Source organism: Labilibaculum sp. (assembly GCF_963664555.1).
Classification (GTDB): Bacteria; Bacteroidota; Bacteroidia; order Bacteroidales; family Marinifilaceae; genus Labilibaculum.
In genome coordinates, this window is sequence record NZ_OY761461.1 from 2,146,517 (window position 1) to 2,161,055 (window position 14,539).

A 14,539-nucleotide genomic window follows, 5' to 3' on the forward strand; every position below is an offset into this window, starting at 1 on the left:
TTTTCCTTTTTAAGGCGGTGCAAATATAGTTAATTTTCTATTAATACTGCAAGTTTACATTTAATTATTACGAAAAAAAATGTCTTTTGTTTAAATTAAGATTTAAATAGAAAACTCACTAATTTTTTGATGAGTTTCTGTAAACACAAAGGGATTATTTCTCGTCATAAATAAGTTACGAACTACAATTTATGAGTGAACAAGCCCGAGTCAGTCATGCACTATACAGTAATACTTTTAGTTTTTTGATTTTCAGTTGTTTGTTCGGATGATTTAAACGGATATATTTTAAAAACAAAAAACTCACCAATTTCCTGATGAGTTTTCTGTGAACGCGGAGGGATTCGAACCCCCAACCTCTACGGCCGTAACGTAGTGCACTATCCAGTTATGCTACGCATCCATGATTACCTCGGTAATGCGGTGCAAATATAGATAAATTTTACATTTTAGGTTTACAATTGGTGTCTTTTTTTTTATAAAAATGAGACGCCGGAAGAGAGCTTGTATTAAAAAACTCTAAATCTTTTAGTTAGGATTTTAGTTGCGGTTTAAAAAAACTAAATTTACGTTATTCATGATTATTTTTTCATTGAATCAAGTATAATGCTTCAGGTTTTGTACTTTTGTTATGTAAAACCATATAAATAAATGATATAATGAAGAAGTTTCTAAAATTTTTTGGAGGATTTGTAGTCTTACTTTTAGCGCTGCTAATCATTTTACCCTTTTTCTTTAAAGATAAAATACTGGAGCGGGTAAAAACCGAAATTAATAATACGATAGATGCCAAGGTTGAAATAGGAGGTTTGTCATTATCGATGTTCAAAAATTTCCCAAACCTTTATGTTGAGCTTGAAGATGTTACTGTTGTTGGTAAAAATGAATTTGCAAACGACACTTTAGCTTCAGTTGGTAGTTTATATACAGCAGTCGATTTGGGTTCAGCATTGTCCGGCACTCAAATAAAAGTTGGGGCAATTGTGCTGGCCAACGCAAAAGTAAATGCTGTTGTTTTGGAATTGGGTAAAGCAAATTGGGATATTGTAAAAGAATCTGATGAGGCAGTGGTGGAAGAGGAGACTGGTGGGGCTTCCGATTTTAAAGTGATTTTTGAAGAAGTTCGTATTGAAGATTTCTTTTTGCGTTACGCGGATGCATCCATAAAAACGGTTCTTGTTGTAGATGATTTGGATTTGACTCTAAATGGTGATTTTTCAATGAAATCAACGAATTTAAATGTGAAGTCGCAAATTACAGGAATTGATTTGGATTACGATGGCGTAAAATATCTGAAAAAGGCGAATGTTACGCTTGATGCTGTTCTGGGAGCTGACCTTCAGAATATGATATTCACATTTAAAGAGAATAAGCTCACATTAAATGAACTTGTATTTGGTGTAGATGGAAATATTGGAATGTTGGAAGATGGCTATAATCTGGATTTGAAAATGAATGCCCAAGAGGCAGATTTCAAAACTTTACTTTCAATGGTTCCTGATGTATTCAAAGCCGATCTTAAAGGATTAGAGACTAATGGAACTCTGGTATTAACAGCTTTCGTAAAAGGGGACTATAAAGAAGATTATATCCCGTCATTTGGTGCTAAGTTAGCTGTTCATAAGGCTAGCCTTAAATATCCTGATTTAAAAGAGTCGATTAACGATATTACTATAAATGCGGAAGTAAAACATCCGGGAGGAGATCTGGATTTATTGACAGCTGATGTAAATTCATTTCATTTTGAGGTTGCCAACAATCCATTTGATGCAGAAATACATGTAAAGAATCCAATATCAGATCCTTACGTGAATGGTTTATTTAAAGGAGTGATTGATTTTGCAAAAATTCGTCACGCAATCCCAATGGATAGTATCAAAATTACAGGTGTTGTTACTTCTGATGTTAGTTTTAGCGGAAAAATGTCTGCTATAGAAAAGGAAGAGTATGAAAAAATTACGACCAAAGGAGATGTGAAATTGAAAAACTTTGAATTCTCCACTCCTGATTTTCCTCAAGGAATTAAGATCATAAGTTCTGTTTTAAATTTTACGCCAAAATACATTAGTCTGACTTCTTTCAACTCCAAAATAGGAGTTTCTGATATTCAGTTAACAGGAAAAATTGAGGACTATATCCCTTACGTTTTAAAAGATAAAGTTTTAAAAGGAAACTTCATTTTGAGTTCAAATTTATTTGATATAAATGAATTTATGACTGAGGAAGAGGATGCAAAAGCAGTTTCGGATACAATTCCATTAAGCGTGATTGAAATTCCGGCTAATTTAGACTTAAAATTGGTTTCTTCGATGAAACTGATACGGTTCGATAAAATGAATATCGAAAATATGAAGGGACTAATTGTTGTTAAAAATGCTAAAGCACAGTTAACTGACTTATCCATGGATATGTTAAAAGGCTCGATGACAATGAATGGTTCCTACAATACTAAGAATATTCAGAAACCAGCCATTGATTTTGGTTTGGATGTGAAGGATTTTGATATCAATTCAGCATACGAATCATTAAGCATGATTAAAAAGATGCTCCCAATTGCTATGAATTGTTCCGGTAAGATTTCATCCGATTTAAAGATTACATCTTTGCTTGATCAGGAAATGAATCCGGTAATGAATACATTGAATGGAAATGGAGCAATTCATTCCAAAATGATTGTGATAAAAGATAATAAAGCTTTCGACGCCTTAGCTGCAGCATTAAAAAATGACAAATACAAACGGATTTCGATAACTCAATTCGATATGAATTTTGTAATTACTGATGGAAATGTGGAGGTAAAGCCGTTTGAAGCTAAAGTTGCAGGTCATCCGGCACAAATTTACGGAACTCAGTCTGTTGATGGAAAATTGAATTTTACCATGGATATGAAATTGCCAAAAGATGAGTTGGGCAAAGAGGTAAATCAGTATTTCGATAAATTACCTGGTTTCGATGAAGTTAAAGAGCTTGATGTTGCTGTGAAGATTACAGGTACAGTTGATAATCCTAATGTGAAGCTTGATTTAAGTAAAGCAATTAAGCAGGCTCAGCAGGCTGTGGCCAAAGAGTTGGAACGACGGGCCAAGAAAGAATTGGAAAAGAAAGGGAAAGATTTACTGAAGAAATTATTTAAGTAGAAGGAGCACTGCATTTAATATAGAACGGAGAATCATTAAGGTTCTCCGTTTTTTTATTGTTAGAATATAATTTTGCTTGATAAGGAGATTGTGGAATGATTATTGTTATAATCATAAAGTTGAAAATTTTAATCGTTTTCAACTTTACACCAATCATTAAAAATTAATCAAATGATAAGAATTCTTCTTGTAATATTAGTGTCAGTTTTATATATAAGCGAAGTCCAGGCGCAAAGCCATTTACATACGGATTATGCTTCAATTCCTGATCCGACAAAACAATCTTTGGTTTTGTTGGATGGGGAACAGTATTTAGATCCTGAGTTTATGCATAGTATTGATGCAAACACAATTCAAAACCTTGAAATTCTTAAAGGTGATGATGTACAATCTTATGTCGATAAATATGGTGTTTTGGCGCTCAATGGTATAATTGTTTATCAAACCAAGAGTTTTGTGGCAAAAGGATGGTACAATCGATTTGCAAAGCATCAGTTAGAAATCAATAATATCTTGCAACAGGCAAATTTCGACTATAAAGATTACAGAGTATTTGTAAATGATGAGTTATTGGATAATGGCAATCTGCAGACTTGGGAACCTCTATTGGAGAACAAACAAATTACACATGTTGGTTTTCAATCAATAGGATTTGGTGAGGAAAAAGGGGAGATACGAGTTGTATGCAAAGCTCAGGATGAAGAAAAATAGAGTTTAAATTTAGTCTTCATAAAGTACAACGAAATTATCTGGAATTTTATAAAATTAAAGGCATGAAAAAGGGATGGCAACCACTCCATCCCTTCTCTAATTCACTTTATAACCTGAATTTTCAATTGAGAATTCAACTTAAATATAGGAATAAATTTTTTATTGTCAAGTAATTGATAAATATATTGATAATTTACGATGAAAAATACTAATTATTGGACAACAAAAAAGGATGGTAACCACCCCATCCTTTTTTAATCTATTCACTTTAAACCTTAAAAACGGAAACCGTTTTGCTACTTCTACGCTAAGGGTTTCAAAAAAGTTATACGAAAAGTGATATTTTTAATGAATCTACATAAGTATTAAAGTAGATACCTTAGTATTTTCGCCTTGTTGATGTTGTATTCATGTTCAATTTCAAGATAAGTATCGAAACTTTCGTAGTAGTAAATGCTCTCCATAAGATATTCAATTCCAGATATTTCGCCGAAATCAAGAGCCTTGCGCAAAAGAGAATCATATTTCTTTTCTGAAAACACATTTTGATAATCGGACAGACTTGATTTTAGACTGAAAAAAGTTTGAAAAAGTTTCTCATACTCATTTTCTTTATCCATTTTTTCGAAGGATAGCTCTTCTTTTCGAAAGTGTTCCATCAGTTTTGCCTGCTTAAGCTTATTTCTATTTTCCCACAAAGGAATGCTGATTCCGAGTTTCATACCGTTGGTTTCTTTCATCAAACCTGAACCTAAATAGCGATATCCGATTGATATCTTAGGAAGAGAATTTGTTTTTACCAAGGAAGTTTCTTTCGCCGCCATCTTCTCATTCGAACTTAGTTGATTTAGATATGGATCAGCATTAACAGCTTTTTCTAATATCTGTTTTGCATCTTCTTCAATACTCACCGAGGGATATTCCAGTTCATTCAAGTTGAGTTCCAGTCCGCCATTTTGTTTTATTAAATCAGCTTTCAAATTGGTTATTTTATTTTGAACCAGCTGTAATTGATTCTTGGTGTTGAGAGAGAGCATTTTAATTTTGTTCACCTCAAGTATGTTGGCATCCCCTTCTTGCAGCCTCTTCTCAAAAAAGCGTGTTAATTTTTCGGCATTATCCAATCTTTCACTCAACTCGATATTTTGTTTGTTTCGATAAATAAGCTCAAAACAAATCAATTCTGTTTCCAGTAAAATGTCTTGTCTTACTTTTGCCTGTATATTTTGCAGATTCGTTATTTTCTCATCTCGAATCTGATTTTTGTAGATATAGCTGGTTGGAAAATCAAAACTCTGACTTACTAAAATTTCGTAGGGTTTGCCTTCCTGAGAAGAAAAACTTTTTTCCCATTCCAATTCAGGATTGGCCAAATTATTTTGAGACCGTATTCCTAATTTTTGTGCCTCTAAATATTGCTGATGTGCCTGAAGTTTTGGATTGTTTTTTTCAATCTCTTTTAGAATTTCCTGAACGGAGGATTGAGCCATTCCTTGAAAGCCCAATCCAGTTATGATGATAAATAATAAAGTTTTAAGCATTTCCTTTGGTTTTAGTATTCAGTAGCAGATACACGATCGGAATAATATAAATATTCAAGAGGGTAGAACTCAATAGGCCGCCAAGAATTACCACAGCCATCGGACTCTGAATTTCATTTCCTGGCTGGTCACCAGCTATTGCCATTGGAATTAACGCCAGTGCTGCTGTTAAAGCTGTCATTAGGATTGGACTCAATCTGTGAACAGATCCCTGAACAATAATATCCTTGATTGTATTGCCTTTCCCTTTCATACTTTGGTAGTTCGAGATGAGTAAAATACCATTTCGGGTAGCAATACCAAACAGGGTGATGAATCCAATGATTGCCGGTATACTAAGCATTCCGGATGTGAAATAAATTGTAAAAACACCTCCAATAAGCGCCAGGGGTAAATTCAACAAAATGATCCCCGCCAGTTGAGTACTTCTAAATTCTTGAAATAGCAGAAGGAAAATAATAAGCAAACTGAAAATTGAGGCAATCATTAATACCCGGGAAGCTTTTGCTTCACTTTCAAACTGACCACCGTATTCAATTCTATACCCCTCAGGAGATGTTACATCTTTTTCAACTATGTTTTGAATATCAGTAACCACACTTCGAAGATCGCGGTCGGCAACATTGGCCGAAACAACTAGTTTGCGTTGAACGTTTTCTCGGTGAATGGTATTTGGACCCGATAGTGATTGAATTTCTGCGACATAACTAAAAGGGATTTTTTTTCCATCCCATGTATCAATTAAGGCATTTTGAATGGCATCATAACTGCCTCTGTTTTCTTCGTTGTACTTTACGACCAAATCGAAAGCCCTGATTCCTTCAAACACATCCGAAACTTTCGATCCACCAAATGCTACATGAATAAATTCGGAGAATTGAGCGATTGAAATTCCATATTTAGCCAGCATATCACGCTTTGGCAAAATTCTAATTTGTGGAATTTCTACTTGTTGTTCCACATTCACATCAACAACACCTTTTATTGGAGAAATTGATGCTTTGATATCATTTGCCAGCTTGAACATTAAATTCAAATCATCACCAAAAATTTTGATCGCAATATTGGCTTTAGTACCGGAAAGAATATGATCTATTCGGTGTCCTAAGGGTTGTCCTATCGCAAAATTGACTCCGGATATGTGATTCAGTTTTTCACGAACTTCCAGAAGGAATTCAGATTTAGTTCGTTCAGTCAATGTAAAAGGCACTTCAATTTCAGAAGTATTTACACCAAACGAATGCTCATCCAGTTCAGATCGGCCTGTTCGTCGGGCAGTTAAACTGATTTCAGGAACTGTTCTCAATGCATTTTCGGCCAAAACTTTAATCTTGTTTGATTCTTCCAAGGAAATTCCCGGTTTGGTTATCGCAGTAATGGTTAGAGAGCCTTCGTTGAATTCGGGAAGGAAATTTCTGCCTAATCCCGAAAGGATAAAAATTGAGATAACAAATAGGAGGGCGGCACTTCCCAATATCCATTTTTTATACTGCAGGGCTTTCTCAAGAGAATGGCCATACCATTTGTTTAAATGAGTAACCAGCCAGCTTTCTTTGTTCTTTCTGTCGAGCATCTTATTGCTGGTAAGCATAAAACTGCACAAAACAGGAGTAAGAGTAAGCGCAACAACCAACGATGCAAAAAGAGAAACGATAAATGCAATGCCAAGTGGCTGAAGCATTCGGCCTTCCATTCCGCTTAGGAAAAATAAGGGCAAAAAGGCAGCGATAATAATAAAGGTTGCGTTGATAATGGAAGAACGGATCTCACAGGATGCAGAATAAACAATTTTAATTGGCTTTTTTCTCTGTTCTTTTGGTAGAAGATGATTTTGCTTTAGTCGTTTGTATACGTTCTCAACATCAATGATCGCATCATCAACTAAATCTCCAACAGCAATGGCCATACCTCCTAAAGTCATAGTGTTAATGGTAATGCCCAGAAATTTGAGGGTGATCATGGTTACCAAAAGCGAAATTGGAATTGCTAAAAGTGAAATTATGGTTGTTCTGTAGTTCATCAGAAATACCAGTAAAATCACAATCACAAAAATGGAACCTTCCATCAGTGCTTTTTTAACATTCCCAATAGATGAGTTAATAAAATCCGCCTGACGGAAAATGTGTGTGTTCACAGTAACCCCTGCCGGTAATGATTTTGATAATTCTGCAATAGACTGATCCAATTTTTCGGTCAGCTTTAGTGTATTGATGCCTGGTTGTTTTTTTACCGTTAACAAGACTGCCTGCTCACTGTTAATGGTTCCCAAACCAAGTTTTGGAGCTGCGGCAGCTTTTATTTCAGCAATATCGCTGATTCGTACGGGTATATTGTTGTACATTTTCACAACAGAGTTACCCAATTCTTCAAAATCTGATGTGCGGGCAATCCCTCTTATGTTGTACTGGTTTCCGTATTCGTTGATAAATCCACCGGCAGAATTCTGGTTGGTAGCCCGGGCCGCTTTCATTAGTTCATCAATACCGACTTTGAAATACCTCATTTTTTGAGGATTGGCTAAGATCTGATATTGCTTGAATTCGCCGCCAATAACTACCACCTGAGCAACTCCGTTTATGGCCAGCAAATGTGGACGAATGGTCCAGTCTGCCAGAGTTCTTAGTTCCATTGGGGAAATGCTGTCCGATTGCAGTCCAATCATCAAAACTTCTCCCATTATTGACGATTGAGGAGCCAAACTTGGATTTCCAGCTCCTTCGGGCAGGCTTTCGGCAACCGCCAACAGCTTTTCGCTTACAATTTGCCGGGCTTTATAAATGTCGGTTCCCCATTCGAATTCGATCCATACAATGGAGAATCCTGCTGATGAGGAGGAACGTAATCTTCTAACATTGGTAGCTCCGTTAACAGCTGTTTCGATGGGGAAGGTGACCAGTTTTTCAACTTCCTCGGGAGCCATTCCGTGAGCTTCAGTCATAACTACCACAGTTGGGGCAGTCAGATCGGGAAACACATCCACATCCATGTTTGCTGTGGTGTAACTGCCACCTAAAATTAGGAGGATGGATACAAACAGCACAAGAATACGATTGTGTAACGCATATTGTATGATTTTATTTAACACGATATTTTATTTTTATCGACGATTATAATTGATTTAATTTTATGTTGCTTTCTTTTTCAGGGTGTTATCTGCAGCATTTCTGCAAATCGTTGCCTGAAAAGAATTTTGTATTAGTCTCATCGGATCCGAAGGGAGGATACGAATAAGAAACAGCAGGTTCTAATGCTCGTGCGTATGTGCTGGTAATGCACCTGCCATTGAGGCTAGTTTTACAAAATAAACACCCTTACTTACAACACGTTCGCCGGCTCTTAGTCCTGACGTAATTTCTACTTCGCGGCCATTGCTGACACCAATTGTCACAAATCGTTTTTCGAAGCTTTCACCGGACAATTGCACAAACACATATTTTAGTCCCTGATCTTCCAGAACAGCGGATTTTTCGATATGAAGAACATTTGATGACCGCTCTGATTTCAAATAAACCTCAACAAACGATCCGGCATATAAATCCGGAGTAAGGTCCAGTTCGAAATACAGAGGTGTTGTATAATCTTCTTCGTGTATGTCTTTACCATAGGCTATTAATCTTCCGTTCAGCTTTTCTGTATCGAATACCTGTTCGCTATACGGTAATTTAAAGTTCGCCGATTTAATATGTGCCAATTGCTGAAGGTGTTTCTGATACACATCCGCTTTGAGTAATAATTTTGATCCCTGATCGACTTTTGCCAATACATCTCCTTTTTCAACATACTGTCCTTCGTTCACATAAACATCACAAATAAATCCGCTGACAGGCGAAGCAATCAAAAAACCATTTGAATTGTAATCTTTATTGATGCTCTTGTAATTTACGTTTGCATTCTCGAAATTGCTTTTTGCCTCTAAATAATCTTTTTCAGATATAATTTGATCTTTGTGTAATGTTTTGGCTCTCTCGAAAGTCGATTTAGCTTTTTCCAGATTGGTTTTGGCTTCGGTAAATTGTGTGGTAATATTATTGCCGGCCAAGCCATTTCCTGAAAGGTTGAATATAGGATCGTTCTTTTTAATGGTTTTGCCCGGAACAAGATCCTGGGATTGAAAATGAACAATACCGTTGCTTTTGGCTACAATTTGTTTTTTCATGTTAACAGCTGGTATTAAACTTCCGGTTGTTTTAATGATTTGCTGAAACGGACTTAGTTTGGCTTCGGAGGTGGCAAAATCAATTTTCCAGGCTTGTTCTTTCAGGAAACTGGTTGCTTCTTTTTCCTCTGCAGGTATAGCTTGTTCAGCTTCTTCGTGATCTTTGTAAACACGAACATTATCTGCCTCGAACCTTTCTTTACCGTATTTCGATTCAACTTCGAAAACCAAAGTGTAAATTCCGGCTTCCTTTGCCATTAGGCTGGGAGTAAATATTCCTTCTCTTTCCGGAGCATCAACTATTTGTCGAACTCCTTTTTTTCCTTTTATCAGGCTAACGGTTAACTTTCCTTCTGTGTATGGCTTGTAGCTTTCCAAATTGGTGAGGTGAGCCAAAAATTGACTTGTATGTCCCAGCATCAAGGTCGGAAACTCAACAAATAGTTCAGTTTGGTCATTAAACAAGGTCAGGCTTTTTGTTGCATGATCCTCGTGTGTTTCTGCACCGGCAGAATGATCGTGCCCTTCGTGTCCGGCATTTGAATTGACTGAAGGTTTACAGGCTGCAAATAGAATTGATAAGCAAAAGCTTATCCATATATATTGTCTCATATTTTCTGTTTTATTATGGATTCTCAAAAATCAATTGGTAATGAATAAGAGGAATGTTTCCCCCGATTCATTTGCTGTTTTCTAGTGCTGTTGCCCGTGTTCTTCTTCGTGAACATGAGTGTGTTCAGCAACTGTATCATTTGTTGCGTGCTTGGTTGAATCTACTGTAAATTCTTCCTGATGACTGGCATCTGCATGGTGAGAATGTGTGGCATCACCATGATTGTGATCACAATCATGGTGATCTTCAGTGGTTTCATTTTTTGCTTTTTTTTCTGAATTGGCACAAGATATGAATACCAATCCACTGATTGCCAGAATAAGTAGTAATTTTTTCATTCGATTAATTTTTGAGTAATGCTTGTGTCTTGAAAATGCATGTTTCTTATAGATCAAACAGATCTACAAAAAGATACATTACAATGCCAAGGCAGGTGATTGTAATATTAACTTTTTCGCGGATTTGAAAGGGTGCAGTTTTGGCAGGCAAACTATTCACTCTCTGTCGGATTAAATAGCAGAGTTTTGTTCATAGAATCTTCTGCCAACTAATAATCTGTAATTATCAGTAAGTCTACACTAAGGTTGAACGTGGAGGACCTCTTCTAAGAGGTGAGAACCGGAGCGGTTCAGGAATCAGGATGTAGTTGTGAACCCTGAATTTTTTAACTTTTTGTATGTTTTCCGAATCAAGCCGAATTGCATCTGCTTTAAGGAAGATTTGGTATTTAGCTTCTTTTTGAACCCGGTTGTGAGTAAGAATGCAACAAGATTCACTATTGGTTTCGCGTTGATGGTTCCAATTCGCTTCACCATGATTGTGGTGATTGCAGGCATTGGAAACTACATGTTGATGAACATGAAGAATCGAAACCTGCTGATCTTCATTGATGTTGTGAATGTGGTGGTTGTGAGGAATTACATCATGAGCAAGCAATACCAACATTGGTATTAACATGAGCAGACATAACATTTGTTTCTTGAAATTCCTCATTTGCGAAAAATATGCAGCAAATATAGATGTTCGTTGACTGATATCCAATACCTAATTGTTGGGATTGCAATTTCATGAACCGAAATAGTTTGTTGTCTGATTGGAAAAATTGTATTTACTCAATTAGAATTGGAGCATTCGATTGTGATGTTTACATTTGTCGGCCCTAAGACAGATGTCCTTCCCCAAATGGAATATCCAACTTATTTTTGAGTTACATTTTAAATTAGCATGAACAGAATATCGAAAGCCTTTTGCCTGCAAGCATATTTGCCTCATTACGGTCCAATTGTAAAACTTGGATTGCCGGTAGTTTTAGCGCAATTGGGACAAATCACCGTTGGATTGGTTGACAACATGATGATTGGTCATTTGGGAACGCATGAACTTGCAGCTGCTTCTTTTGCCAATACAATTTTTTGGTTGGTGATTATTTTCGGTACCGGATTTTCATATTCAATTACTCCTTTGGTGGGTGAGGCCAGGGGTGATTTCAAGAAATTGAAAATTGGATCGTGGTTTAAAAACGGCATGTTGGCAATGATATTTATGGGAATATTACTAAGCGTTGTAATTTTATTGCTTAGCCTTTTTATGGGAAGAATGGGACAGCCATCGGAAATAATCAATGATGCGAAAAGTTATCTGTGGATTTTGGCAGCCAGTATATTGCCCATGATGATTTTTATGGGATACAAGCAATTTGGCGAAGGACTTGCCAATACTAAAGTAGCTATGAATATCATGCTGCTTGCCAATTTGGTAAATGTAATTGCAAACTACATATTGATTAACGGGAAATTTGGTTTGCCGGCAATGGGTTTAAACGGAGCGGGTTATGGTACCTTAATTGCCCGTGGGTTTATGGCAATTGCCTTTTTCTGGGTTTTTCGGACTGGAGGATTTTTTAAGCCATATCGGGAAATGATCAAAGAGTCGGTTTATTGTTTGAAAGATTTTTGGCGAATTTGGCAATTGGGATTACCCATTGGTTCGCAGCTGGTAATGGAAGCTTCGGCATTTATGCTGAGTACCATAATGATGGGCTGGATTAGCGTTGAAGGGTTGGCAGCACATCAAATTGTATTGAGTTTATCTACGGTTAGTTTTATGATTTATCAGGGAATTGCGGCAAGCACAACCATTCGGATTTCGTCTTTGCTGGGCGAGAAACGTATCCGCGAAATGAAGAATTCTGGTTGGGCTGCAATTCATTTGGTGCTGGTGATAGTAGTGGTTATGTGTATACTTTTTGTAAGCTTTCGGCATATTTTACCCACTTGGTTTACGCAAGAGCCGGCAGTTATTCAATTAGCAGCTCAGTTTCTGATTGTGATGGTAATCTATCAGTTTTTTGATGCCCTTCAGATTGTATTTGGAAGTATTTTAAGGGGAATGTCGGATGTGAATATTCCTACCTTACTTACATTTATTGCCTACTTTCTGGTTTCATTGCCTACCGGATATTTGTGTGCCTTTGTTTTTGGAATGGATGAAGTGGGAATTTGGTGGGGATTGCCTGCTGGATTAGGGGTAGCCTCTTTTCTTTTCATGATTCGGTTTAGGGGGCTTTCCAATAAGCTTTTGCAGGCAGTAAAAATGTAATTTCTATTCGATTTTAAAAAAAAAGCCATAGAGAAAAACTCCATGGCTGATTTTTACTTTGTTTGTATTCTGTTTATTTCCTGCAACATTTTTTGGTGCAGGCAGAGTACCTTCTTATTTTGCTTCTTCCGCAGCAACCTCTTCAACAACAACTTCTTCTGTAGCTGTTACTTCTTCTGCTGCAGTAGTATCCTTTGTACATTCAGCTTTAGCAGAACAACATTTATCAGCATCTTTTTCAAGTTCTGCAGAAGCTTCAGTTTTTTCTTTTGAACAACATGCTTTTTCTTCAGAAGCAGCAGCTTTGGTTTTGTTTCCACAAGAAGTAAATACGAATCCGCAGATTGCAACAGCAAATAATAATTTTTTCATAATAATTAATTAATAGTGGTATAATTGGTTTTAAAAATACATTTTTTTATCCTTAAAAAAGAAAGTGAATATATCCTTTCTTATTTATTTTAACAAATGTTTTTGTTTAAGTATAATCTGTTATATAATAGTTTTTTAGGTTAGGTAATATTAAATTTCTTTAAACGAGAATTCTTTACTGTAATTTGCACTTGTTTTTCCATCTTCTTCCAAAAGAGGATAGATAAAAAAGTTAACCAAACCATTTTTATAGTTTTCCAATTCAAGATCTCTTCCCTGAGTAAATTCAACTCTGTTTTCATCAAGATTTCCGAAATAATATTCAGCTTTACCAGCATCTTTGTCTGCTTCCGAAATATCCACAGGAGTCCACGTGTTGTTATTTTGGGAAAAATCAGCCCAGCAATGATAACCTTCAATGTTTCCTTCATTCCCTAAAGGAATAGAGAAACCTATGTGGAATCGGGCCGGAACATGTAAGCTTCTAGATAAAGACATGAAATAAGAATGGAAATCGGTACAATTACCTACCGAAATATCACATGCATAGTTGGCATTGCCATTCCCAAATGTGTATTCTCCGCCATATTCTTTAGACCGCTCATATAAATTCACAACACTGTCTTTCGTAATGCCATTTTTAATTACATCAGGCAAACTGGTATAATAGGAATCCGATTCATTCTTCGCTTTGGGTTTTCCGTAGTGCATTTCATTCAATACAAAATTGTATACAGCCTTCATATCTTTGGAGCTAAAGGCATTTGCCCCGATAATAGAATCAAATCTACCACCTACAGGAACAAGTCTGTTCGAATTTAAAGCGTTCGATTGGTTTATTTCTTCAATATCAATATTACCCATTTGTTTTCTGTTCACCCTAAAACGGATGTTGATATCAGTCGGTTTGGCAAGTCCGCCATTTATTGCACTATAAAGGTATGTGTTGCCATTCTTCTGTTCCTTTTTCATCTCGTATTCCAAATCAGTATCAATTGATAGTTCACTGATGTTTTGAACCTTGTTGCTTGTAGGTATAGGAATCCAAATTTTAATATTTTGTGCAGAATTGGCCGGCAAACTAACTTTGTAATTGAATTCGAAATTTCTTTCGGGCAAATGACTGCAGCTGCACAGCAGGACAGCAGTTATAATTAGTAGTAGTCTCATTCTTTTCATTTTAGATGGGATTTCCCCGGTTTTTAGCAAAATTGGATGCAAAAGTAGTCCAATGCATTTGCATAACAAAGCAAAGATTGATTTTTAAATTTCTAAATAAAGAGAGTTGATTTTTTTAATCGAAATTGGGTCTGATCTGTTCCTAAATCGGTTTTACAGGTTGGGAAAAATCATGTTTTTAATGATGATTCTCATTATCATGCTTCCTGCAACTCAATGTTTCATGGGGTTT

The 14,539-nt window shown here is 36.2% G+C and carries 10 protein-coding genes and 1 tRNA gene; 3 read left to right on the top strand and 8 right to left on the bottom strand.

Annotation, left to right across the window (positions count from 1 at the left end; genetic code table 11):
• Positions 1 to 329: 329 nt before the first annotated feature.
• A tRNA-Arg gene (locus ACKU4N_RS08480) sits at positions 330 to 403 on the bottom strand.
• Positions 404 to 659: 256 nt separating this feature from the next.
• Here ACKU4N_RS08480 and ACKU4N_RS08485 point away from each other — a divergent pair.
• Positions 660 to 3,137: an AsmA-like C-terminal region-containing protein gene (locus tag ACKU4N_RS08485; RefSeq protein ID WP_321322429.1), complete on the top strand. Its 2,478-nt coding sequence runs from the start codon at positions 660 to 662 to the stop codon at positions 3,135 to 3,137.
• Between the two features lie 171 nt (positions 3,138 to 3,308).
• Positions 3,309 to 3,848, top strand: coding sequence for a hypothetical protein (locus ACKU4N_RS08490; protein ID WP_321322431.1), 540 nt, complete (start codon positions 3,309 to 3,311; stop codon positions 3,846 to 3,848).
• 365 nt (positions 3,849 to 4,213) lie between these two features.
• Here ACKU4N_RS08490 and ACKU4N_RS08495 read toward each other — a convergent pair whose 3' ends face one another.
• The 5 genes from ACKU4N_RS08495 to ACKU4N_RS08515 form a co-directional block, all read right to left on the bottom strand.
• Positions 4,214 to 5,389 (bottom strand): TolC family protein, encoded by a 1,176-nt coding sequence (locus tag ACKU4N_RS08495; RefSeq protein WP_321322433.1) that lies wholly within the window; start codon positions 5,387 to 5,389, stop codon positions 4,214 to 4,216.
• Entirely contained in the window at positions 5,382 to 8,474 is a 3,093-nt protein-coding gene (locus tag ACKU4N_RS08500; RefSeq protein ID WP_321322435.1) for an efflux RND transporter permease subunit, read from the bottom strand. The genes ACKU4N_RS08495 and ACKU4N_RS08500 overlap by 8 nt, the downstream gene beginning before the upstream one ends.
• A 159-nt stretch (positions 8,475 to 8,633) precedes the next feature.
• The gene (locus ACKU4N_RS08505) at positions 8,634 to 10,157 is read right to left on the bottom strand and encodes an efflux RND transporter periplasmic adaptor subunit (protein WP_321322437.1); all 1,524 of its coding nucleotides are present in this window, start codon (positions 10,155 to 10,157) and stop codon (positions 8,634 to 8,636) included.
• Positions 10,158 to 10,238: 81 nt separating this feature from the next.
• Complete coding sequence (locus ACKU4N_RS08510; protein WP_321322439.1) at positions 10,239 to 10,496, bottom strand: hypothetical protein; 258 nt, start codon at positions 10,494 to 10,496, stop codon at positions 10,239 to 10,241.
• A 235-nt stretch (positions 10,497 to 10,731) separates the two neighbouring features.
• On the bottom strand, positions 10,732 to 11,151 hold the full coding sequence (locus ACKU4N_RS08515) for a hypothetical protein (protein ID WP_321322441.1): 420 nt from the start codon (positions 11,149 to 11,151) through the stop codon (positions 10,732 to 10,734).
• A 231-nt stretch (positions 11,152 to 11,382) separates the two neighbouring features.
• Here ACKU4N_RS08515 and ACKU4N_RS08520 point away from each other — a divergent pair, with 231 nt between their 5' ends.
• A complete protein-coding gene (locus ACKU4N_RS08520; RefSeq protein ID WP_321322443.1) occupies positions 11,383 to 12,756 on the top strand; it encodes an MATE family efflux transporter in 1,374 nt (457 codons plus the stop codon).
• 114 nt (positions 12,757 to 12,870) lie between these two features.
• On the opposite strand, the gene ACKU4N_RS08525 is transcribed toward ACKU4N_RS08520, so the two are convergent.
• Positions 12,871 to 13,128, bottom strand: coding sequence for a hypothetical protein (locus ACKU4N_RS08525; protein ID WP_321322445.1), 258 nt, complete (start codon positions 13,126 to 13,128; stop codon positions 12,871 to 12,873).
• Between the two features lie 150 nt (positions 13,129 to 13,278).
• Positions 13,279 to 14,298, bottom strand: coding sequence for a transglutaminase-like domain-containing protein (locus tag ACKU4N_RS08530; RefSeq protein ID WP_321322447.1), 1,020 nt, complete (start codon positions 14,296 to 14,298; stop codon positions 13,279 to 13,281).
• Between the last annotated feature and the right edge of the window lie 241 nt (positions 14,299 to 14,539).